This window comes from Chitinophaga sp. YR627, from assembly GCF_900114995.1.
In the GTDB taxonomy this organism is placed as follows: Bacteria; Bacteroidota; Bacteroidia; order Chitinophagales; family Chitinophagaceae; genus Chitinophaga.
Genome location: NZ_FOUX01000001.1, coordinates 1,618,785 through 1,643,922, shown reverse-complemented (window position 1 = coordinate 1,643,922; position 25,138 = coordinate 1,618,785). Strand labels below are relative to the sequence as shown.

Genomic DNA, 25,138 nt, shown 5'->3' with positions numbered 1-25,138 from the left:
GTTGCACTAATCCCCCCAGATATTGGTACTGTTAGAAGTTGCCTACCATCTATTCCATTTTATCTGCATCAGACGTTTACTCCAATATTTAAAATTGATCATTGATACCAACTTTTAGGGATAGCTTGACAATATTCACTTATTCTATCTTCAGAAACTCAAAATGTTTAGTTTTACCCGATTTCCTTTTCGTTTCTACAAAATACACACCGCCTGGTAACACTGATACATTGATGGCGATCTTTTCCTGTCTATTGGTGTTGTTCATCATCAGTACTCTTATGCCTAAAGTGTTGAAGACAGTGATCGTAGAAAGCCAGTCAAGTCGATTTTCATCCTGGATATAGAGTGTTGAGCTCACTGGATTGGGATACCAGCGGTAGCCCATACTGACTGAAGGATCTTCAGGTAAAGCCGTAAGCACACTAATCCTCATGGAAATTGGATTGCTAATAAATATGCAACCGGCATCGGTCTTCCCTATACACCTGACCTTATCCCCGCTTCTTGCTGGTGCATATTTTATCACGGCCCCAGCAGTTCCACTGATGTCCTCCCAACTGTGCAAATGGGTGCTATCCTGCCATTGATATTGTAAATCCGTACTCCAATAGGAGGTGATAGCTGTCAGCTGGTTCTTAATACCTCCAATAACTACTGTATCCCCTGAAATCCTGATATCAGGTGTGCCTACGGTCATTCTAATTATCCCGCTGCTTGCCTGAGGCTGACGACGACAAACAGAAGGACTGGTAAGCACACACTGAACGATGTCCTTATCCTGCAGCGTCGAACTGTGGAAAACGTTTGAGTTTGTACCAGTAGCAATCCCGTTAACCATCCACTGATAATTGTTCACCGGGCCGGCTTTCTCTGGAATTGCCAGAAACCCTACATCAGCTCCGTTACAAACAGTAGCGTTTGCGGTCCATATGCTAACTGTAGGAGCACTCGTATCCTTTAGTGCCATTGTAAGAAAATTGCTCGTGGCAGGATTGGGATATGCACAAATAGCAGCGCTTTTCATCAATACATGTACATAGTCATTTCTTTTGAGGCTGGAGCTGGTAAATGTTGCGGTATTGACTCCCTGGGATATATTATTTATCCTCCAGTCATATACTGGTTGGCTACCCGGATTCGTAGGCGTTGCCGTAAATGTAACAGGTGTTCCCATACAGGCTGTAAGGTCAGAAGCGCTTATCTGCACAGAAGCCGTATCGCCATTTACATGCACAGTGATAGTCCTGCTGGTATCACTATGTTCGAAGCCGCAAATATCACTATACGAAAGAATTACTCTTATCTGGTCCAGATCTTGCAGCGTATTGAAGGTACGCGTATCGTCCAGAAAGTAACCGGTATTTTTCCCATTGATCTGCCACTGCCAGCGATAATCATGTTTATAGCCGGTAGAATCGGTTGCGGCAAAGGTTACACTTGTTCCAAGACAGAAAGTGGTATCAGTAGCTGTAATGATTATGCCAGGATCGGTGGTATAATTTAGTTGCAGTACAAAAGTGCTGCTGTAACGCCCATCAACTATGCATCGGTATTTATAGCCATTCCAAGATACAGGAATACTATCAAATTGCAAGGTGTTTGTAGTCTCGCCAGACAGGTTGGCACTTTTAACAACATTGATAAACCCACTCCCCGTATCCTGCTGCCACTGATATACTGTCCCAGTGACATCGGATACCAGCGTGTTGCCACCTTCTCGACTGGTACACATAGAAGTGATGATCGGAACATTGACCGTATTTTTATATATAATAACTTGCATGTAATCTGTCCAGGTCGATGCAGCGAGGTCAGGCTTGCCATCTCCATCAAAATCCGCAGCGCCAACTGAATAGGCATACATATGGGTCGAGTTATTACCAGGTCCAGATACCAGACCGGCCAGTTGAGGACTACCAGGCAAGGAAGTATTCTTTCCCATCAAGAATTCGCGAGGCAGTCCGTGGGAGGTAGAAACTACATCCGGTCTCGTACTTCCGCTGAAATTTGAAACACATCCTCCATATCCATTTCTGCCTGGCAAGGACATGAAAACAGGAGATGAAAAGGATAAGTTTCCCGAAGTACTTTTGTTTCGAAGTATGCATATATTATCGTCATTGCAAATAACAATATCTGATTTACCGTCCATATCGAAGTCCACGATTGTAACAAAGCTGCCCGCAAAGCTGATGCCCGGCACGCTTACTCTAACAAACGGATCAAAAGAAATATTCCCTCTGATACTGCTATTCCGAAACAACAAAATACTGGTGTTTTCGAAAGTGTTAGGATAGGCTATAATATCTTTAAAACCGTCGCCGTCCAGGTCGCCGGCAGCAATCCCTACTACCGTCTCTGAGGCATCAAAATTTTGTGTGGCGCCAAAAGATAGTGAGCCCAACACGCTCGTATTCCTAACTACACATATGCGATACTCCTCAAATGACGTTACCGCAATATCATTCTTTCCATCGTTGTCCAGATCAGCAATGACCGCTTCCTGGGTACCTCTTCCCGTAGGGATCGGGTATTCCTTGTCAAACGAAACAATGCCCGGACTGCTAGTATTCCTAACTACTTTTACCAACTTATCATTTGTTGGCATCACAATATCAGGAAGCCCATCGCCATCCAGGTCGTTTATAGCAAAACCAGCGTCTGTAGGGTAATAAATATAACCAACATTCACCCTTGGCGCAAAGGAAAGCCACTTCCCCTTGGTTGTATTACGGTAAACCGCCAGCGAATCACCCTGACCTATGCTGGTATTTACAATCAGGTCAGGTTTACCATCTCCATCAATGTCTTTGCCTTGCACGCGCAAGGGGGTTCCACGGCCTTTATTTACAATAAGACCCTCACTAAAAGAGTTAGGTGTAAAATTCTCCGTGCTGTCAGCAAACGGCACATTGAAAGGCGTGGGAGACTCTCCCAAAAGACCATTATCTTTGTTAAGCACCTGAATAGTACCTAAGCTCGCTCCAACAGGTACAGTACATACAATTTGTCCCGTAGATACTGTCTGTAGCTGCGCCGGAACAGTTCCAAAAAACACTTTGTTTTGTGAAAGGATTCCACTAAATCCAATACCGGTGATTGTTACATTGGTGCCTATCATGCCCGCTGAAGGACTGACGGTCTGAATTACCGGAGGCTGCGCAACCGGTGGCGGATTATATGTGAATTCACCAACAGGAATGTTGCTATAAAGCAGCTTAAAGGTGATGGCTCCTGTAGCGCCGCCGGCAACGACAGCCGTAATCTCTTTGTCTGATAAAACAGTAAAGGACGCCGCAGGCGTACCACCAAACGAAACACCCGATACATTGGAGAATTTTGAGCCTGATATCGTTACAAATGTGCCTTCACTACCCGATTTTGGATAATAGGAGGAGATTTTTGGGGGATCCACAGCGTTAAACCGTGAGTACTTTGTTAGTGTGTCGGAGATTCCTCCAGCAGAGACGATCAATTGTATTGTATCAGTACTACTGCCGATATCATGTGTATAGGAGGCATTATAGCTTGTGCTTACCAATGATCCATTTACCAGCCATTGGTATTGGTCTCCTGTTTTGGAAAAATTCAACAGCCGAATGTTACCAGCTGTATACATTCCGGTCGTGTCTGTTTTGAAATAGGCAGCTATGGCGGTTCCTCCTGCGTTCGTCGTCATTTCCAGGTATCCATGGCCTCCACCTGCCCACAACTGTGTTGCGGAAAGGCACTGCAGATCATAATGGGAATAACCGAGGTAAGTATAATTATTTTGCCTTGGTAGTGGCTCCCAGGTTACGCCACTGTTTGTTGTTTTATAAATCTTGTAAGGAGCTACCAGGGCATAGCCGGTATTAACGTCGGTAAACCGCATCTTAGTGCAATTGAAGGGAGTAGCTTCAACGTCGTTTTGAAGGGTCCATTGCTGTCCCCCTGTTGTTGTTTTATAAAAGTAACGGGACTCTCCGCTATTCATACTTAGCCACCCGACATTGGCATCCAGAAAATAAGCATAGGTCAGGATGCCCGTGCGGGGCAATGTTATGCGTAACCAGGACGTTCCGCCATCACTGGTTTTTAACAATTTGCTTGCATAATAGCTGGTACTTATAGCAATTACATTATTGTTATCAGCCGCCTCGAGATGGTCCAGATAACTGCCGGACAGCTCTGTCTGCACAGACCAGTTCATCCCTTTGTCTGTCGTCTTAAGAATGCGGTCTGCATCGACAGCATAGCCAATATTATTATTTTGAGGGAAAACAATGTCCTTTATCCCAGTCCTCAGTGCTAAAGGATCATACTGTGAATGGAATACCAGCTTAAAAGAATTCCCGCCATCGACAGAATATAAAATAGACGGTACCCGCCCATAGTCTCCATATACGATAAGGGTGTTCTTATCAAAGGCCTTCACGCCTTCAATACCAAACCCAAAGGTGACATTAATGTTCGTATAGCTACCGTAATTGACGTTACTGCGTGTAATGAATTTCTTCGTATATGTCCTGCCGCTGTCAGCCGTATAGCCGACCCAGTCCCTAAAAGCGACAAATCCTTCATTCGGCGAATAAAAACTTACTTTATTGATACTATTATCTTCATCAGTATCCAGGTACATCTGTCGCATCTGCGCCAAAGCAGTCGAAAGGGAAAAAATATAAATAATGATAAGGAATAAAAAGCCTTTGAGAGCTGTTTTCAGGTAGGGATGCTGCATTAATATGAAATTGGTGGCAATATAGGGCTCAAATATATAAATTTCATTGTACATGTAAAGATAAATGAATTGAATCACACTATATCAGATATCACAAGCTGTAATATTATACCAGGCAGCAATACCTGCTGATGACTTCTTCAATCAAAGTTGGATAAATGGAGATTGGCCGAAACATTGGACTAGCTGCAAGAAGATTAAAGCCATACCGCTTTGTTTTTACCTCAATGGTACAGGAACAAGCTAAAGTAGCACATCCTGTATATTGAGCATATGTCTCTTCAATGTGTCTGATGCGGCAGTATTCATCAGCACAGTGTTTATAAAGGCCTGTAACTGCTCGTCCGGAAGATCATTGATAGCGATTTCCTCATCCTGTAATATTTGCTGTAACTCTTTATTAGACATAACCAATTGCATGAGTTCTGTTTCCAGCATTTCGCTTTGGGCGTCTTCTTCTTCCGTGAGTGACTTTGTGCCCAATATCAGCCTGAAGAAAGGAAAGCTTACCGTATCCCTTTCTTGTTTTTGCAAATCGGCGGCAAGGGGAACAGGTTGCTCCAGCATAGCTTTTGCCTGTAGTATGCCATTACCATAATAGGTAAAAGGCTCTCCATATCCTTCTTTAATATGTTTCCTGGCGCTGTTAAATAATGCAGCCCGGATGGCTTCCACTCTCATCCACGGCTCGGGCAGTTCGCTAAGGGCATCGTAGTATTTCTGGTAGTAAAGAGCGGCGGCGGCGGCCACCTGCGGCGTTGCGGAGGAAGTTCCCTCACGCATTAGGCATCTATCCGCAAATATGGGATCAGGCAGATTCTTTTGATGACCTCTACAATAATTTCACAGCGTTACAGCAAATATTCGCAAGCGCAGCTCAGAACGACCAGGCGATCATCACCTTCATCAATTAAACAGGTTATTTACATGCCTGCAGGGCCGCGAACAGTTGTAACCGGTAATGTTTGCTTGAAACGATCGTCAAACTTTTAGTCGGTAGCTGGCTTTTCCTCTTTATATCCATATCCCTCTTCATCCTCGACCCACACTCTATCTGGTTTCGGGTAAGCATTTCCTTTGACTTCGTCAGCAATCTGTAGTTTAAATTGTTCATCAGTGCCCTGGAAGCCATCGCGCATTAGCTTTGCCCAGCTATTCAGGTCCAGGTTTTCTTTCTTGTGCCATTCGGGAAAGCGACTGACTGAGTCTGTATAGAGATCCCAGATGTTTTGCTGGAATTGCTCCTCTGCTTTTTGTGCTTTTGCTTCTTACACTTCAGCTTTGGGACCTTCTTGTACGTATTGTTGCAATGCATTATAGTCTACACTGAAATACTGGTGACAAATCCAGTGATGGTGACGGGAATACGTAGCGACTGCATCTAAAAAGCGACAACGGCCTGAAAGGCTTTTTTAGGCTGAAAATCCCTGTCAAACAATAAAGGATAATCCTTTCTGCCTCTTACGGGGAAATCATCCAGCCAGCTATGCCTGTCTGATATATTCCAGAAAGTCACACCGGTCAGTAATGCTTTGTACTTACGGAATATTTCAAAGCATACCCGGTATTGTGCTGCCTGGGCGGTTTCTTTCTCCTTTGTAAAAATGGTATCATAGTCATTCGCCCGCTTTGCCCGGGCTTCATGCTCTTTCGGATAAACAGAAATATCGAGTTCCGTGATCTGCAATGGGATCTTTAAGACAGCAAAATCGGCAAAGGTCTTCTCCAACTGTTCCCCGGAAGGTTCGTTAATAGCCCAGTGTCCCTGTAACCCAACGCCCTGGATGGGTACGCCCTTGTTCCGCAACTCCTTTATCATCCGGATGATCTTTGACCGCTTATCGGGGTCTATCTCATTGTAATCATTATAAAAAAGCACAGCCTCCGGGTCTGCGGCATGTGCCCATTCAAATGCTTTTTCGATAAACTCAGGGCCACAGATCCGTAACCATGCTGAATTGCGGTAAAACTCGTCGTGTCTGTCACTGACCACTTCATTGACCACATCCCAGGCATATATCTTTCCCTTATACCTTGTTACGACCGTTGTAATATGTTCCTTTAGACGCTGCAATAAGGTTGCTTTGGATACTGTATCACCCTTATTATCTGTGAACATCCATCCGGCCACCTGATTATGCCAGCAAAGCGTATGGCCTCTTATCTTCATCCTGTTCCTGACCGCGAAGTCAACAATAGCATCTGCCCTTTTAAAGTCATATTCATGCTCACGTGGATGAATAACACCCATCTTCATATCATTTTCCGGGGTAACACTATTGAATTGTGAAATGATGAACTGTCCTTCGTTTCCCTGCAAGGCACGCGGGGAGACCGCTACGCCAATGGGAAACATAGTCTCATAGTAATCTTTTAAGCCTTTTCCGGGTGTACCCTGGGCTAAAGAGGAGTCTGCAAAAAAAACGCCTGAGACACATATCAGCAGGTGTTTTGTTATCTTATGAAAACCTGATAGTCTAAGCATAAACTAAAAGTGGCGTATAATTTCCTAACTGTCAAATTTTTCCGCGGATATTTCAGCCGTTTTTCAGGCTGTCCGCAAAAACAACGTCTTCCTTTTTCATTGTGCACAACCACTGCCTGGCCCCCTCCTACGGGGGGTAATGCTTACGGGCTTTTTTATTACATACGCTTCCGTAGCATACTTAGAAACACTGGCGTTATGCCCAGATAGGAAGCAATATGCTTTTGTGTAATACGCAATTCCAGATCAGGGTAGCGCTTACGGAAGCGTTTATATCTTGATTCTGCCGTCTCTGACAGATTGGAGATGGTACGGCGTTGATAAACGTACAGGCCATTCTGTGTGAGAATGCGGAAAAAGCGTTCCAGCTTAGGCACTTCCTTATACAATTGTTCCAGCGCATCGTAACTCAGGTAACAGACAGTCGTATCCTCCAGTGCATCAATATTCATGAAGGCCGGTTTTTGCATGGAAAAGCTGGTAATATCTACAGCCCACCAGTTCTCCGGAGAAAAGGATATATTGTGTTCATCACCATTTTCGTCGGTATAGAAAAGACGCAGGCACCCGCTAACCACATAATAAACATTCCGCGCGGTCGTACCGGCTTCCAGCAATAAAGTATGCTTAGGTACATCCCTCACCTGCAATACAGCAGATATTCTTTCAGCTTCGCTTTCATCCAGATTAATATGTAGCGCGAAGTTCTTAAAAATGGCATCAAACATCAGGAACGTTTTGACAAAAGTAATAGATTCGGTCGACAGCGCAGTTTAAGACAAATACAGTTATAAAATCTTCAAGTAGTTATATTTTATTCTCCGCCGCTGATGGTTTATTTGCAGTCTTAAAACTAGCAAACATGAGAATAACAACAATTGACCATAAAGGTCTGAAAGAAACCGCCTGTAACATTCCACCCAACATCCCTGTAGTGATGCTGAACCTGCTCCGCTTCAAGTCGGACGGTGGCCGCGAGATCTATTACCAGCAGTATATTCCCGCCTTCCGGGAATTGACCGCGAAGCTGCAGCTGGAAGGTATCAAACTCACGTGGGGAGGTAATGTATCAGGCAGACTGGCCATAGCGGATAATGAGTGCTGGGACGATGTATTACTGGTAGAATACCCTGATTTTGCCAGCTTCCTTTTGATAGCGGAGAGTGATGGTTACAGAAATGATGCAGAGCCCTTCCGCTTGGCTGCGATAGACGATTGCAGACTGATACCGATGGTGGGATTTATGAAGGAATGAATTTTCAGTAACCTACAAGTATGAAAATGAGTTCGTCACAGATGGTCCAGATACGGCAAATAGTCCTGGTATAATAATGTTCAGATAACCAATATTAATTGGTTCGAAAGCATGCCACTCCCGGGCACAAAAGCGGAAGATCGGAAATATTCCTCTGACCTTCCGCTTTTTGGAGGCGTCTGAGCCAGCGGTGAGCCTGCTTGCGGCAAACCAACTCTATCAAAATCTTATACGCGGATATCTATACTTTAACAAATCTCGTCTGATAACCCGATGAAAGTTAACTAACCATCCTTATATATTTAAATGCTTAGTCACAGGAACTATCTCCGTTATTACACTGCAAAGACCCTGAAACAAAATACTCTTCGCCGTTGGGCTTACGGCAACACCTCATTTCTCTGAGCCCCATGATCGGTTTTCTATCTTTCTCCGTCGCTACTGCATGCGCACTTCTTGTAGGTAAATGCTCAAAAGCTGATGTATCGACACTGGTGTTTTTATGTCTAAATACAAAACCGTCCACTTCGAGATCCGCCAGATTAGGATTAGTGGACAGGAATCCATTGACGATCCTTTCCAGCTGGTGAAGGTCGTCTTGCAGGTATTTTAATTTCTCACACATAATATTATATTTATTTTGTTACAAAAAAATAAGTCGTATCGCTTATTGTACTCCCATCTGCCTGTTGTGTAAAAGCAATGGCTAAGTGTTTGCCAGGTGAGGCGGCATCTGTTGCAATGTAACGGATGTTCGTTCTACCATTGCCATCTGTAATGGCGTTAGGATTTCCATTCAGGAAAAAACCAACAACATTGCCCGTGGTATTTACCACCCTAAACTCAACGGAATATCCCTGACTGGGAACACCCCCGTTATTCCTTTTTAGAGAGGCTGATAGTAATATCTCTTTGTTATAATTATTGTTTATAGAAAACGAATCCACACTGATCGTGATACTTTCCGGGTAGGCTTTAATAAAAGTAATATGCGTAGTATCCATTACGTCATGTCCTGCGATGGTAGCAGTAATAAGTGCCTGTCCGGTACGGGTGCTGACCAGTAACGCGCCGGCTTTAAATTGCTCGTCCGCTTCAACGATAATACTATCGCCGTTTCCGCCTACAAATGATCCCAGGCTGGTTTTTAATAATAGCTTTCTTTTAGAAGGAATTGCCTTTGAGTCGATCTTCAAACTAATGGTAGCCGGACTTGCACCATCTGCTAACACTGTTTGGGGGACGAAGGTGAAAGTGAGTAAATCACTCCCCTGCACACGGTCAAAATCCTGTTGTTTGAAGCAACCTGAGAATATATATAGAGAGCAGAAAAAAAATATAATCAGATAGTATTTCATTTGAACAATTTTACGAAACCACCAAAAAGATCCTGAAGCTCATAATCGACAGACAGACCAATAAACGGAGATGTGCCAATGGATGTCTCATTCGTAAGTTGGTTAACAGATAATTTTTTGAAGAACACGCCACCACCTGTTATCTTCAGGTAATTGTTAACCCGAAATCCCAGCCCACCTACCAGGTTCAAATTGCTAAACATATCCTCACGTTTTCCTTCTATTTTTATTGATGAGACGGTGATTCCACCTACAAAAGATAAACGATACCATAGCGTCTTGAACCTGATATGCCGTTGAGCGATATTCTTGTCAATACTTCTGAAATTGATATTGAAACCGACATAAGGTACAAGTGATTGCACACGCATTTGTTGTGGCAAGTCAAATATTGCTACCAGGCCAAAGTCTGGTACTATTTTGAACTGACTCGCCGTTTTAAAATTGAGCACCTCTGTAGAGCCTTGCGTCAGTGTTTCTTTTTCAGATAATTGTGTCTTTCTGGCTGCTTTTGAACGAACTGCTGCTATCAATTTGCTCAACGCGTCCAGGTAATTTCTATTTGACTGAAGCTGCTCCCTGAAAGTGGTCAGCTCCTCCAGAGAGGCTGATAGCTCTCGACGAACACCTATATCATCAACCGTAATCCTCACCTTTCGGACAAAATCCCTCAGCATATCGAGTTGCAACAAGCTCGAATCAAGCAGTTGCATTCTGTCATCAATTTCCTTTTTAGGTTCGATATCCGGTTGATGCAAGGCAATGGCGCCAGTCAGTACACTGTCAATTATATACTGGTCAGCTTTGTAGAACAATCCAAGTATCGTCGTCAGATTATTACGTTCCGCCATACTCTTGATACCATTTTCATTGCATGGGCAGCGAAGTGCCTCCCGCATTAAAAACTGAGAGATAAGGTGGCAAAACCTTAAGGCATGACTGTAGTGATTGGACAATGTGTTATAGATGTTATGTTTCTTTCTGATCATTGACACCAGACTTTCCTCACACCCTTTATTAGTTAGTGGCCGGTCCGCCCAACAGATTACGCCGGCAGTATCTTTATTAAAAGTGACGTCTGGTAAAGTCTGGAATTCATGGAAATCTGCAATTGACTTCTTCCCATCGAATGATTTTACGCTATCGTTAATAAGCACACTGACATGATATGTCGCGTTATCCCTCGAGTTAAATTCCACAGGACTATTCTCCGCGTCCTTCAGCCCTTGCATTGCTCCCTTCAAAAAAACGTAGGGAAGAAATATAGTATTTAAATTATGATCTGTCACAATACTCACATACCTCCCCTCGTCGAGTTTTTCCGCCGTATTTCTGTCAATTTCATTTTTACTAAGTATAAACCGGTATTCAATATGGGTGTTATACCTGTCGCTTTCGAAATTTCGCGCCCTGGTATGTTTCAGCAATGAATCACTACCGTTACAGTTATTATTGCTCAGGTATTCATAGTAGGTATCTAATTGTAGTCCGCCCTTAACCTTCTCTCTGAAAGAGTTGTATTGACTCTCCAGACTGGCCGATGCTGAGCCATCAATACGATTATCAGTCGGCAAAACACGGTCCAGCTGTTCGGATAAACGCTCAAAATCACCTATTCTTTTAGGATCTATTGTAAAAATGGCTATACGATAATCCCTGTTAGGATCCAGCGGCGGTATCTTCAAATAAAGGTCTGTAAACTCACCATTTTTCTGAACTTTCATGCGCTGATTACTGTAAAATGTGATCAACTGTTCAGGATCTTTAAACGCCTTAAATGTTTTTTGTTTCTTCTTACTTGTCATAGAATCCCTGGAAACATTCTCCAAAAGAAGCATCATTTTATAATCGCGGCGTGTAACATGGCGCTCCAGATGCTTATTAATGGGCGTAACATCAAACCCTTTTACTATAATATCTTTCGGCAACCGACACTGCAAGATAAAAAACCGGTCAAATGGCATTTCCCTTTTAATCGTGTAAAATATTGTATCTGTTGCTACCATGTCCGCATCCTGCAACACCTGGCCATTTTGTCCAAAAATCTGACCACGGGCGTCCTGGCATACAGATAACAACAGGCAATAAATAAGAAGGGAGAACTTAGCGTACATATGAAATATTAATAGTTATTAGGGAAACTCTGAATTCATGGCACAGACACATCCATCTAATTGCATATAAATAATACATCTGGATTTTTTTAAACTCAATAATATTATTAGAAACAAAGATGCCGGAATTGGGGCCGAATAACAATACCAACTAGTTTGTATTTTCCCAGTCATTCTTCAGGAGTATTGATCTGGTATAAATAGAACGGATTACCTCCCCAATCCGCTAACTGGTCATTAACTTATCAGTAAGACCTTTTTTATACTTTAGTCACTTTATTTATCCTCTTGCAAAAGATAGAACTGGATGAAGCTCTGATCTAAGGATATACGCTTCTCCTTCTTTGCTAAGACTAAATGGTTTATTATAATAACCATGCTCCCAATACCTCCCAATGAATTTAGCAGGTGGAGTTTTCCCTGCGGTCATTGCCTCCGCTTTATATATAAGGTCGTCAACATACAGACTGATGGTAGGTGATATCATTGCGTGGGTAAAGATGCCGCTTATCAGCGCAGCAAGGAAGCTATAGATGATACGTTTAAATAGGTTTTTTACATTGAGAAGCTTTAATAATAATATTCCGCCAACCAGTATTACCAGGAAAACTCCAGATGCCATCAGGTATGCATCAATTTCCCTTTTCATATCTTTATCATCCAGCGTAAAATACCAAATGAAGGGAGTAAGAATAAGCAACATGGCAATTAGGCCTAAAGTCCCTGCAGCTGGGTTGTCCACTGCAGCATCCCCACCAGATAGTTTTCTTAACTTTTCCTGAAACTAAGTAGTTTTTGTATTATTTAAAATCATTCACTCTACCTTATAAACACTTGCTATTCACTCTTACATTCATTCAATAAACCCTCATTCCGATCTCCAACAATTTCTCATCTGAAAACTCCTAAAACTTATACCTATCAAGGTTTTACATTTCTCTGTGCATCCCCACCTGCACCTGTTCCAACAACTGCAGTTCTCGCTGCAGTCCCAAGACCATCCCCTGTAGTTCTATCGACCCTTAATCCACCTGGTGCCTTAAGTTGAGCAGCTTTTTGGTTTTCTGTCAATTGAGATGTATTAAACTTACTCTCTACCGTTATTTCTTTACCAGTAATGCGGTTTATCATCTTGTGGTCATACTTCGCAACAGCATCCCTACCTGTTGCTGTCTTTCCTCCAGTTAAAACCTCAGACTTGCCTAAACTCTTATATCCCCGGGCGGCGTATCTGATCTCTGTAATAGCTTCGCCTAAGTTACCCTTTGCCGCATTAGACAAATTATTTGTCTTATCAGCTATCACTTTACCGATCTTTCCACCAACGGCTCCCATTGCCACTCCCACAGTTGCATCGGTGGCTACATCAGATACCGTTGTCTCCTGACCCTGAATAGCTCTGTTTGCCACCCCGCCAACAGCATTTGCACCACCTGAGGCTGCCGATATCGCCAACAGACTTGCGCCCCCCGTAAACCCTGCAGCAGCACCGGTAATAGCACCTTGCGCAGCGCCACCTTTTACAGCACTCCAATTATCCACTGTCCCTCTATCATAAAGCTGTGATGCTATTTCTATTCCACCACCAACCACTCCTCCTATAGCTACTCCAGCAACAGCAGCAAGGCAATTGGGACATCGGCCATCCGGGTCCGTATACTTCACCGGATTATTCCACGTATACGCATATGGACTTTTCTCAATCTGCTCCGGTTCATCCATCAACGGGTCCACCGACAACCATATCGACGTATGCGGATTATAATACCGCGCACCATAATAATACAACCCGGTTACCTCATCTCGCTCCTTCCCATTAAACTTATACGGCTGTGTATCCGGACCTTTATGCTCTTCAAAGAATATTTCCCCGTAAGCCGTATATTCCTGGTGTTGGCTGACCTCACCAAAAATATTTGTGATATAATTCGTGCTGCCTAAGTGATCCGGATGATAGAAATACTGCTCCTGTTCATAGAAATGTCCGGTTCCTACAAACCCATATCCGGCTTTGACACTATCATTACCGGGTATGGGTTCCTGATATGCCGGCGGACCAGTAGCCGGTGGCGTCGTATTACCCGGCCAACCCGGCGGAATAGTATTAACAGTACTATCTACAAGTATAGGTGCGGCGATCCCTGTGTTATGCGGTTCTGCGTAAAAGAACTTATCTGTAGGAGGCCCCGGCGCAATGTTCAGACTCTTATAATACGCATAACGGTCCCGCTGTAACTGCCCGGCGCGTTTCAGATAATCTATGCCGCCGGCAGTGAGGGCTGGCATAGAGAAGGAAATGTTCTTAAACCGGCCTATACCTACCTTGGTGGCGATACGCTGGTTTTCGACGTAATAGTGTTTTGTAAAGCCAAGGCGGCGGCAAACCAGGTACGGACTGACATACACTGTATAGTTTGTGTCATGGCGAACGACACCCGCAGGCGCTCCATTTATCCAGCCTCCCCGGAAGTCCCCATGACTCTTTACAACTCGTTCTCCCTGGGCATCATAGGTGTAATTGCAGATAGTGCCACCTTTAATAACCGCCATCAGTCTGTTCTCCTCATCCCAGAAATTACGGGATACCCCATCCGAGATGAGATTACCGTTCTGGTCATATTTGAGATGGCTGGTATCGATGGAAACCGGTTGATGAGGTCCCGCATCACCATATACGTAATTATTGTTATAGCTGCGGTAAGCAGGACGGCTGAAGTCAACCTTCTTGTTCTGGATGTTATATAGATTGTCGTATGACATCTCCAGGCGATAAGTACCTGTTTCCCGCCAACCGGTGTAATTACCTTCCGCACCTGTGAGCCGGTACAGGTTATCGTAGGTATAGGAATGTTGGGCTTTCCCACCTTGCATGCCTGGCTGCGCAACCACGTCGTTTACAATACTGCTCACATTGCTCATGGCGTCATACCTGTATACAGCATTCAGAAAGGTGTTGCCACTACGCGTCAGCGCTTTCAGATTGCTCAGACGCCTGCGAAGACTATCATAAGTGTAATAGGTCTCTACTCCGTTACCCTGACGGAAATACACCCGCTGTTCAAACTGATCGTAACCCAGTTGTTGCACGTAGGAATAGTGACGACCTGATTTGTCACCATACATGCTGTCCAGCGTACCTCCCCTGTTATACTTATACTGAACGATCTCCTTGTCAGGATAAGTGATCTTTTTAATACGGTTCCAGGTATCGTATTCCTGTTCGCTGACGTAAGTGGTAAAAAAGCCGTCACTCAGCGTAACTGTGCGGATGTTCTTCGTTATCTCGCCCAGCTTTCCATAATAGAACTCATGCCCGCCGCTGGCATCAATTTGCAGGATCAGACGTCCACTCCTGTCACCGGAGCCGGGAGCGCCGTATACAAATCTGACCTTGTTCTGGTACTGGCGTGGATAGTCGATATCCGTGCGTCGCTCATAGTCATAGAGATAGCGGATAGCGCCTCCCTGTGGGATCTCTTTTCTGATCTGTGCGGTGATCTCCTCGGTAAGATTACCACACAGGTCATAGTTCATGGCAGTGGTACCTGCATCGGGATGATAGAATGTTCGCTGGCGACCCAGGTTGTCATAAGTATACCTGATCTCGTTGTTGCCGGCATCTACTACGCGCAGCAGTTCATTGACCGCATTATAGTGATAACGGGTCGTGATAATGCCTGACGGACCATCCAGCATGCTCACTAAACGCTTGCGGCCTTTGATATCCGCCAGTGTTTCTCTGGAATGATTGAGCGCATCACGCTCTAACGTACTGAGGAAACCATCTTTGGTGCTGTATACATTGGTGGTAATGGCGCCATCTGCTAATTTGGTAGTAAGCGGCCTGTCAGCTACATCATAGGTCACCTGTGAGGTAATTCCTCCGCTGATGGCAGAGAACTGAACATTCTGTGCACCGATCGCCTCTGTAGCCGGGTAGTAGGTCGCAACAGGCCGTCCGTAGCCATCATAGATCGTTCTTCCGGAAACGATCATCTTCAGTTCATCCGCAACACCGGGCGCTTTGAAGATAGCTGCCTGTTTTTTAACCTCCACTGCCCTGCCCAGGCCATCTGCGAAAGTAACGGTATTGATATCCCCATTATGCTCCGGATCGTGGTGCCTGGTGATGGCGTAAGGGACCTTTGCTTCTGTGTTATATTCGAATGCTATGGTGTATGGTTTGCCAGCGGCGATCTCGTAGGGACCGGTGATCTTTACCAGCCTTCCACGGTTGTCTACTTCATACCGGGTCGGCTCTTCCTGCATATTCACGGTATTGATCACTTCACCAAAACGATAGTCGTATACGCTTGTATTCGTATAACCAAAAGCGTCTGTAATTTTAGTCACGTAAGATGCTACTTCCGGATCGTACTCATAGCTGAACCACATCCGCTGTTTCTTGTAGTTTTCCGGACGAGTGATCTTTCGCATGTTTCCGTAGCTATCATATTCCATATCATACGTAGCCACGGAGTCTTCTGTCTGGTATAATCTGATCTGTGTCACATTGCCACCATCATCGATTGTAGCACCACGTTTGCGAACGATGCCATTCATATCCCGTACCTCGATCTGCGAAGGACTTGACTTGATATACCTGGCATCATTGTCGTGATATTTAACGGACGCCATCAGCACGTCCTGTTCACTCCCATCTCCCCTGTCATTGATGACTGTCATATTGCCATAAGCATCGTAATCAAACTCCATAGAAGTTGTTACACCAGGAGTTGCGTTCCCCTCATAGATCAGTTTCGTGCTCCTGACCATCGCCGGGAATTTGGTACTATCTCCCACTTTCCTCACATCATAAGCCAGATCCGTCTGTGTGAACTTTCTACCTGCTGAATCCTGCAGCCATTCGCTTTTGAGTAACTCTCTGGTGTAATAATCTCTGTTCAGGTATTCCTGTACCCGGGTACGGTATACTGTGTTGCTACTACTGATCGTTTCTGTAGAGACCCTTCCAAATCCATAGAACTCCCTTTCATTACGATCATAGTAGCCGTCTTCGTACACAAAACGCGTACGTAATGTATCGATCCCATCTCCAGGGAAACCATCCGCTAAAACTACATTACTCACTACATATTTGCTCTGCGGCAAATCGTAGGTATTTCCAATCCGTGTATAATCAATTGTGAACGAACTGCCTACCGGCCCCTTTACCCCGCGCAACATATTAGTACGACCAATCAGGGAACGGTATACCGTCAGGTTGCCATCGTTGTTAGAATGCAGGATATCGGCATAGCCATCCCCATCTATATCTGACAGCTGATCTGTTTCTCTGGCTATACCGCTGCCACTGTTGAAACCGGGATTGATACAGATCTTCAAAGTGACGAATATCAGCGGTATAGGAATCGTGATAGTAAATGCAGCGTTAGCAGACTGTCCGGTAGAAGAACTATTCCTGATACTGTTCAATCCGTTCCAGGGCATAGCTGGTCCAAGGCCGTTACCCTTATTGATCTGTACTGTCCAGACACTGCCTTTAGATACTTTATCCATCAGGCCATCTCCATTGACGTCTACAAAAGAGACGGTGGCTTCACCTTCACTTTTTTCCAGACTAAAACCTGCCTGAAAAGAACCATTCATGATATTCAGCGCACCAGATAATCCGGCGTTCTTATTTTCAGTCGTATTCTGCTCTATGGTACCGGTACCCCAGTTTTCAACCGGGGCAAAGCTATAACCCAGGTTCAGCGCCACTCTCCCATTGTCGTATACCTTATCTGGCAGTCCGTCTCCATTGATGTCACTAAATTGTGATGTTACGTGGTCATCATTATCCATGGCGCTACCGTCTATAGATAGGCCAATATTGGCAGACGCACTGGCCACTACGTTTGCTGCAGACTCAGATAATGCGCTCAATGCCTGCGAAACCGGCAAACTCCCACCCAACGAAACACCACCTGATTCACCCTCATAGGTAGAAGTATGCTGCTGGTGAGACTTTGTACGGGCTTCGAGTCCGCCACCAGGCAATGTATACTGCACCTCATTTATGTGCAGAACGTCCGGGTGTTTGTCGCCGTTCATGTCGAACATGTTCAGCTTATCTATTGTACTGGAACTGGAAGAGTTTTTTGTAACCGTAGCATAGAACGACGCGCCAAGCGCCTGACTACTGGATTTGGTCTCTGTAACTTTGTTCACCACAGCGATACTGCCGCCTGTCATAAGACTGTCCACAGACACATCGTGTAACCACAGGCGGGCACTGCTCATCTGTGTACCTGTCAGAAACACGCTGCTGTCCAGTCCAACCCAGGATCCGTTATGAGCATCGGCATACAGCGGAATGAATTCCATCTCTGCTATATTGACAATATTCTTCAACAGACTGGTATCCGTATAAAAATCAGGATCATTTGAATACTGTGACTGCGCATTTGTATTCAGCCTCGATTCATCCAATGGTGCGTTTACTGCAGTACCCTTGAAAGCAAAATGGCCCCATCCCCGGAACGAGGTCCCTAAGTATTCTTCATCTGGTATTGTATAAAGATTGGCCGGCAGCGTATCACGAATGGTATCTTTTCTGATAATGCCAGCAGTCTGTTGTAAAGCAGCTGCCAGTGTTCTGTCAGCAGTGTGGAAGTCGAAATATAACTGATCATTGGGCAGGCGAACCAGCGGAATACTGTCAACAGCACCTACGCTTCCATTGTTGATCTGTATAAAACGTTTGGCTACGATATTGTTGCTTCGCTTTACTGTGAACACCACCGTTCCTGAAGGTGCACCATTTAGCACCAGCAATGGCCTTATCACTATGGTGTCTGGCTGTACTGACAGTACAGCTGCTGCTGTTCTCGCCCATTCGTTCACGCCGCTGTTGTCAGGTGTCACATCCCCTCCAATGCCTTCTGCATCGCTATTGGTGTATTGGTAATGTGGTGTCCAGTGTAGTGCGGCCCTGTCGATATAGGAATCACTGGATAATACGAAGCGCAGCCTGTCATTCGCTGCTACCTGCAATGCTGGTATTTCAACAGATACCGGCGCCACTGTTGCTGTTCCGTCGAAACGTTGTTGGTATACTACGCTGACCGTGCTACCTGATTCTTTGATGATCTGTACGGTTACGGTATCTGCAGTTATTCCTTTGGAGAACAGACCACTGATATGCACTGTGCCATCTTTAAACAGCTTGATACCTTGTTTACTACTCAGCACATAATCCGCAGAAGATTGATACAGCCCGGATGCCCGGCCACCTGCATCTGTAGACGGCACGAGGGGATTGTTGTATTGAATGACCGGGTCCCAGTTGACCAGATCGTCCTCTCCATTGTATACAGATTGTACACGGAAATAGATCCTCTGTCCTTTTGTGATCGGCCTGTTACTCACGCCTGTAGGTTGTTTCACGGTATGATCGTCAGCCCCGATAGTAGTGCTCCATAATACGCTCCCGCTCTGCTGTATGCTGACCCGCACACCATCGTGCTTGAGAGCAGTGTTTCCTGCATCCACCAGTTGTACCGGCGCCTGGATGGAAATATTACCGGTATGGGGCGCCACCCATACCCGAACGATATCATGTAGCGGATAGTCTCTTTCCTGCTCCCGTTGTAAGGCTGTATCCGGAGCAAAGAATACTTTGGATACGTTGCTTCCATTCACAATGGGTGCTGGCGTACCATCGCTGGTAGGCAGAAAAACAGGATCTCCGGTTTCATTCAGCCGGTTGAAATAAACAGTGCCGTTGACGGCGATATCTACCAACCCATCCCCATTGAAATCCGAAAAATACTCAGAGGTTGTGGACGTTGTACTGGAACTGGTGCTACCGAAAAATACATAGGTTGCATTCACCTCTACTCCGCGTCCTGTCGTACGGGACTTACCGGCATTGAAATTACCGACACCATGGATAGGCCTGATATCACCAAAAGAATGCGAGGCAAATCCCATATTGGGACGGTAGAACAACTGCCCTCCTTTCTTAAACACCTTATCCGGCAGGGCGTCGCCATTGATATCCACCAGTGCAAGCAGGCCCTCCGTCCGTCCGTTACCGGACGTAAAGTTTCCTCCTACTGTCAGCGACTTGTCCTGTTCTCCGTTGTAGATGCCCAGCGTAACTGCCATCCTGTTGCCACTACTACTGGAGGTGGTGCTCCCCAACGCCGTAGCCTCATCTGTAAAACCAGACAGTACCTTGCTTATATCTCCCTTAAGGTTATCATTGGCAGGACTCCAGTTCTCTTCAGGTGTCCATAGTACCTGTCCCGCAGCCGTGGCAATATCATTATAGTAGTCAAATCCATGTGTATAGAATAACTTTCCGTCTGCATCCAGTTCACTGATATTTTCAAGAAGCGTTTTATAGAAAGCGCCTTCTCTATATGTCAGATCATAGCTGCGGATAGTTTTTCCATTATATTTTACATACACCTTCCGTAGCAGATCGGCATTCACCATTTTAAAGCCTGATCTGCCGGTAATACTGATATCTTTACGTTCTGTTTCGCCCAGTTGGCGGTCGCGTACAAATTCAACCGTGTAACGGCCTTCCATATTGCCATGTCCCGTGTAGGATATTTTTACCGGATAGATCTGCCTGCCTGGGACAGTACCTTGCGCCAATCCGGAGGAAGTCACAGTTTCATACTGATAACGCAGAAAGTTATCATCCAGGTCCCTCGTTTCAACCAGCGACCATTGCGCAATATTTCCCTGTCCGTCTTTCAACACGGCTTCGTTGATCACACCTGTTTGTGGTGTCCCGCCATAACAACTGCGCATTCCGGTCTTATCCGTCACCTCCCACCAGTAATTAGCAGGGTGATCACCATGACGGATAATTCGCAGAAAAGGTCCTTCTACGCGCATATAGAAACGCTTTTCTGCCGATCGGACCAGGAAAGGTCCCCGTGCAGTGGTAGGTGACAATGCACCGCCATTCAGCAGGTAGCTTTCTGTTTCCAGGCCCGTATCATAACGGGGAGCGCCACGTCTCGTGTCTATACTGATGACCGGTGTACTCAGATTCCATCCAACTCCCAGCCAGCCATTGCCACCCTCATTATTATACCTGATACCTAATGAAGGTTGAATATCCTGTCTGCCTTCCGGTAACTTCAGATTGAATTGCATCGCAGCTTCACCGGAAGCTGTAGCCACCGGCGGCGCCATGATCTGTACTCCCTGTAAAGGATCAGCCACCTTAATATCCTTGATGGAAGTTGGTGAATAACCTTGTGTCTGCGGACTTTCAGGCACTTTGATGATCGCATTGATCATGTCCGTGAAATGCGTTGTGGCCGAACGTACAATACCTTCCTGCGCCAGTATCGTATCGGTTGGCAATGCTACCCATTCCCGGCTTTTTTCATCAAAGAAATATGTACGGACATCTTCTGCCGTATAACCTTCAGGAATTAATGTACTATCGAAAGGAAGCGTGAGCCTTGCTTCAGCTGCAAAACGCGCCCCATGCGGGAGGAAGCGGAAACCCTTTGCGCCACGGCTTACATTCACCATATCTGTATTCAGCGCTGGCAGGTCTATATCCCGCAATGCGGTCACAGAGAACTGTGCATTATAGGAAAGTGAATTGCCGGGCACCTGTAATGAAAGGCCAGGTATCTGCATTAAGCTGAGCGAAAGCGCATTCCCTTTCAGAAACAGTGCTTTTGCAGTAATCTGCTTCTCACTCATCTTGTAACTAAAGTCAGCCTCCTCATTATCAGATAATACGATCTTTTTAGTCAGCAAAGCACCATCAGCCAACCGGGCCTTCAATACAGCCGTAGTACCGGTTATCACCGTCTCAAACTCACCCTTGTAAACCGGCAGCACAATATCGTTACAAGTCATTGTAACAACCTTTTCAGGCAGTGTCAGCATCCCTTTCAGGTATGTTTCTCCTTCGCGTGAACGATATTTTCCTGTATGTACAACGATCTCCGGTTTGCTGACTACATGTGGTTCTACTACCACGGATATCTTTCTTACCTGGTAAGAGAAGGCGGCACTGTCGGGCAAGCCGAAGCGTATCACATTATCTCCTTTTATCAATCCAGCAACAGGAATACGTTCCTGTTGCAACTGCCAGCTGTTGCTGCGTTTTACCAGACAGCCACCTACAGCCTGCGCGTCGTTCAGACTTCTGGCTATACAGGTATGATCGCTTACGCCAAAGAGTTCGTATTGCAGGTAGATCGCGGCATCTGCCGCAGGCAATAGGGGTATTTGTATATGAAAGATATTATCCGCAGGATTATCGGCATCCCCGGCACTGGCAATGCCAATTGAACCTGCTGCAAGGTCAGCATGATAAACGGTGCGGTAAGCCCCTTCAGCAACCTTTGCGGCAACAGCTTCTGGTGTTCCGTTATCAGGTCCTTCCTTATGCCGGAAAACAGTGTTGTTGGCAGGCAGGGACAATACCGTTAAGAAACAGCAATATGATAGTAGATACTTAAACATGGTACGGGGTTATTTGAGTACGATGATCTTCCTGGTCGTTACAGATAAACCAGCGCTGAAATTGACATAATATAATCCGCTATAGGGCACATAACTACTGAAGCGATAATTAGCGAAACCATCCAGTTCGCGCGTAGTGATATGCCGCCCGTCTTCCGCAAAAATGCTCATTCTCACCGGTGATACCTTATCCAGCGATACGCTCACTTCAAAGGAACCGGTTGTAGATGGATTCGGATATATCAGTACATTCCTAAATGCGTTCTTTGGAGGATGGCTTACTACAAACTGCTTCACATATTCGCAACCGTTTTTACTGGTAATAAGACTGTACGGACCTGCTTTTGTCAGTGTTACGGATGCACCGGCATTAGCAAATCCCTGAGGACCTTTCCATTGGTAACTGATCCCGTCAACCATACGTTCGCTTGCATTCAGGGTCAGTGAAGCGCCTTCGTTCAGGAGATATTTACTTTGTAGTTCCGCAGGCTTAGGCCCATCTTCATTGTTCACGTAAAATGAATCAGTAACCACGTGTTGCATGGCATCTGTTACCGTTACTACATAATTCCCTGCATGTACGCCGTAGAAGTTAATACCATCTTCAGATGCAGCAGTTATCTCCTGTTGATATTTGTCGCTTTTAACGCTGACATGATAGGGATAGATAGCGCCATGCACTTTTACCCGGACCTTTCCGCTGGCAGGATCAGCGCATAAAGGTTCGGTAATGGTAGCAGCGAGTAATATGTCATTGCCTGCAATCAATCCAAGCCTGGTAGTACCGGTATTTTCTTTTCTTATTACCAGTTTATTAAAATGTGCGATCTGCTGCTCGTCCAACCGGTCCATCTTCACAAACTCCTGGAAGTTCTCTTTCCCGGTTCTGTCTATCGCGAGCCAATACACGGGTTTTAACGGATAAGCGATATCGGCTTTTTTGGTATCCAGTGCGATTGCAATCTGCATGCTATCTGTTCCGGAAAGATTAAATAGCAGTTGTCGCTGCAAATGTACCGGTTGCCCGGGTCTCTTCTCATCTGGTATCAGGGCGAGGTCATTATCACCCCATAAAAGTGCGCTGAGATCAGGCAGGGAATCTTTTGTGGAAACAATGAATGACCCGGGTGCATTGCTGGTACAGGCCTTCTTCTGCGATAAACCAGAAGAATCATCCCTGATAATACCGGCCATGTTATTGTGAAATTCACTATGTTGCGTACCATCCCATATTTCCCGGGCGGCACTGTTAAGATAAGTGGCTTCCGGTTCGCTTAAAGTCACCCCGTATTTAAGACACAGATAAGACGACACCCGCAACAACTCCTCATTACTTAATACACGATCATAGATCAACAGTTCCGGTAGCAGTCCTTTAAACGTAATCACGGGTAGCGTGGAGTCTTCTTTCTTACAACCGATATGTAGTTCCATTTTTTGCACAGCGCTACTGTCTGCAGTTTTCTGATGCAGATAGGCGTTCACCTTCGGACGGTCAGGGTGAAGGTCGGTGTAGTTAAGATACCTTTTGTCAGACAGGTCAGCTGTACGGCTGGTAGTCAGTACAAGTCGGGTGCTGTCATCATTACTGGTGTGCCATATAAGACTTTCCTTCGGCGCATTGGTAGCTTTGTAAACTGTAAAATAACTGGCTTTATGCAGATTACTTCCGGGGAGTGCAAACCTTACAGGTGTTACTCCGGAAAAGCCGGCAGCGGGACGGAAATTCAGGGAGCCGGTGTCTGTGAGAGAACCAGCTATACTATCTGCGGAGAATACGCTTTTCAGTACAGGCCGTTTGGTATTAGTGGTCAGGTACCAATAGCGGGGCGCTTTTACCCCTCCGGGAGATACGTTCTGCGCACTGGCGTGCAAAATAACAACCAGTAGCAGTAGTGTGGCACTAAATGCTTTCATGAGGTATAAAAACTAATGGTAAGGATTGATTATTATGATTTTCTGGGGAAGAAGTAGCCAAGTTTAAATTGGAAACAATGGCCGTTGTTGTAATTATCTATGAAATTGTAAGAGTTAGGATATGTTTCAAGCACATCTCTTAATCCAAGCACATACCGGAAATCAAAAGTTACAGGAAACGGAATATGAAAGATAGAGGTAGTATTCGAACATTCATACCCAATATTGACAACTATTCCATAACTGGTGCGAGCCTTCAGGACATTGCGTAATTGTCGTTGTTGCTCCAGGTCAGAACCGAAAGCCTCCAGGCTATTCCAGGACTTGTATTTAATATTGTCATGAGAAGTGACAGCATTAATTTCCACACCAGTACCTATATTAAAATTCTTCCAATTATTCTGTCCGTTTTCGCCTGGATAAAATTTCACAAGCAGATCAGTAGTAATACTCGCGGAAATAAACTTCAGTTCATAATTAAAGTCGGTCTGATTATTATAAAAGATCATTTTACCACCTTGTGTTGAAAAACTTACCTCCGCGTGACCGGCAATTGCGGGTGCTTCAGTTCCTCTCAAATTGACAAAGCCACCTACATTGATCCCTGGCAACCACTTATTGCGTGCTTTGTAGTCTGTAAAGTAAGGTTCCGGAATAATAGTAGTGGTAATGTCATCTGCATACGAATAGTTGGCGCCAAACTGTAGACCATAAATCAATTCATCGCGATATTGCGCATGCGCAAGGGTTACTGACAAACAACCCAGCATAGAGATCAGCAAAACTCTAGTATAGGACATAAAACACTGCGGTTTAAATAATGGAAAA

13 protein-coding genes are annotated in these 25,138 nt (G+C 45.1%); 2 read left to right on the top strand and 11 right to left on the bottom strand.

The window, feature by feature from the left end:
* Positions 1–139: 139 nt before the first annotated feature.
* Together BMZ72_RS06070 and BMZ72_RS06065 are read right to left on the bottom strand one after the other, a co-directional pair.
* Positions 140–4,801, bottom strand: a complete 4,662-nt coding sequence (locus BMZ72_RS06070) for an FG-GAP-like repeat-containing protein (protein ID WP_143087618.1) — start codon at positions 4,799–4,801, stop codon at positions 140–142.
* 165 nt (positions 4,802–4,966) lie between these two features.
* The gene (locus BMZ72_RS06065) at positions 4,967–5,506 is read right to left on the bottom strand and encodes a S8 family serine peptidase (protein ID WP_143087617.1); all 540 of its coding nucleotides are present in this window, start codon (positions 5,504–5,506) and stop codon (positions 4,967–4,969) included.
* On the opposite strand from BMZ72_RS06065, the gene BMZ72_RS37140 reads away from it, so the two are divergent.
* Positions 5,482–5,637 carry a DUF1877 family protein gene (locus tag BMZ72_RS37140; protein WP_177222688.1) on the top strand — a complete coding sequence of 52 codons (156 nt, stop codon included), beginning with the start codon at positions 5,482–5,484 and terminating at the stop codon, positions 5,635–5,637. The genes BMZ72_RS06065 and BMZ72_RS37140 overlap by 25 nt on opposite strands.
* A gap of 467 nt (positions 5,638–6,104) precedes the next feature.
* Here BMZ72_RS37140 and BMZ72_RS06055 read toward each other — a convergent pair whose 3' ends face one another.
* Both BMZ72_RS06055 and BMZ72_RS06050 read right to left on the bottom strand, forming a co-directional pair.
* The gene (locus BMZ72_RS06055; protein ID WP_255373125.1) at positions 6,105–7,208 is read right to left on the bottom strand and encodes an endo-1,4-beta-xylanase; all 1,104 of its coding nucleotides are present in this window, start codon (positions 7,206–7,208) and stop codon (positions 6,105–6,107) included.
* Positions 7,209–7,366: 158 nt separating this feature from the next.
* The gene (locus BMZ72_RS06050; RefSeq protein WP_089806226.1) at positions 7,367–7,936 is read right to left on the bottom strand and encodes a Crp/Fnr family transcriptional regulator; all 570 of its coding nucleotides are present in this window, start codon (positions 7,934–7,936) and stop codon (positions 7,367–7,369) included.
* A 134-nt stretch (positions 7,937–8,070) separates the two neighbouring features.
* Between BMZ72_RS06050 and BMZ72_RS06045 the strand changes: the two genes are divergently transcribed.
* Entirely contained in the window at positions 8,071–8,463 is a 393-nt protein-coding gene (locus BMZ72_RS06045; protein WP_089806223.1) for a hypothetical protein, read from the top strand.
* Between the two features lie 310 nt (positions 8,464–8,773).
* Here BMZ72_RS06045 and BMZ72_RS06040 read toward each other — a convergent pair whose 3' ends face one another.
* The 7 genes from BMZ72_RS06040 to BMZ72_RS06010 form a co-directional block, all read right to left on the bottom strand.
* Positions 8,774–9,088: a hypothetical protein gene (locus BMZ72_RS06040; protein ID WP_089806221.1), complete on the bottom strand. Its 315-nt coding sequence runs from the start codon at positions 9,086–9,088 to the stop codon at positions 8,774–8,776.
* A gap of 10 nt (positions 9,089–9,098) precedes the next feature.
* Entirely contained in the window at positions 9,099–9,821 is a 723-nt protein-coding gene (locus BMZ72_RS06035; RefSeq protein ID WP_089806219.1) for a hypothetical protein, read from the bottom strand.
* Positions 9,818–11,935, bottom strand: coding sequence for a hypothetical protein (locus tag BMZ72_RS06030; RefSeq protein ID WP_089806217.1), 2,118 nt, complete (start codon positions 11,933–11,935; stop codon positions 9,818–9,820). The genes BMZ72_RS06035 and BMZ72_RS06030 overlap by 4 nt, the downstream gene beginning before the upstream one ends.
* 280 nt (positions 11,936–12,215) lie before the next feature.
* Complete coding sequence (locus tag BMZ72_RS06025) at positions 12,216–12,677, bottom strand: hypothetical protein (RefSeq protein WP_089806215.1); 462 nt, start codon at positions 12,675–12,677, stop codon at positions 12,216–12,218.
* Positions 12,678–12,856: 179 nt separating this feature from the next.
* Positions 12,857–22,393, bottom strand: coding sequence for a SpvB/TcaC N-terminal domain-containing protein (locus tag BMZ72_RS06020; protein ID WP_089806213.1), 9,537 nt, complete (start codon positions 22,391–22,393; stop codon positions 12,857–12,859).
* A gap of 9 nt (positions 22,394–22,402) precedes the next feature.
* Positions 22,403–24,310 (bottom strand): T9SS type A sorting domain-containing protein, encoded by a 1,908-nt coding sequence (locus BMZ72_RS06015; RefSeq protein ID WP_089806211.1) that lies wholly within the window; start codon positions 24,308–24,310, stop codon positions 22,403–22,405.
* A 32-nt stretch (positions 24,311–24,342) separates the two neighbouring features.
* Positions 24,343–25,110: a porin family protein gene (locus BMZ72_RS06010; protein ID WP_089806209.1), complete on the bottom strand. Its 768-nt coding sequence runs from the start codon at positions 25,108–25,110 to the stop codon at positions 24,343–24,345.
* Positions 25,111–25,138 lie beyond the last annotated feature (28 nt).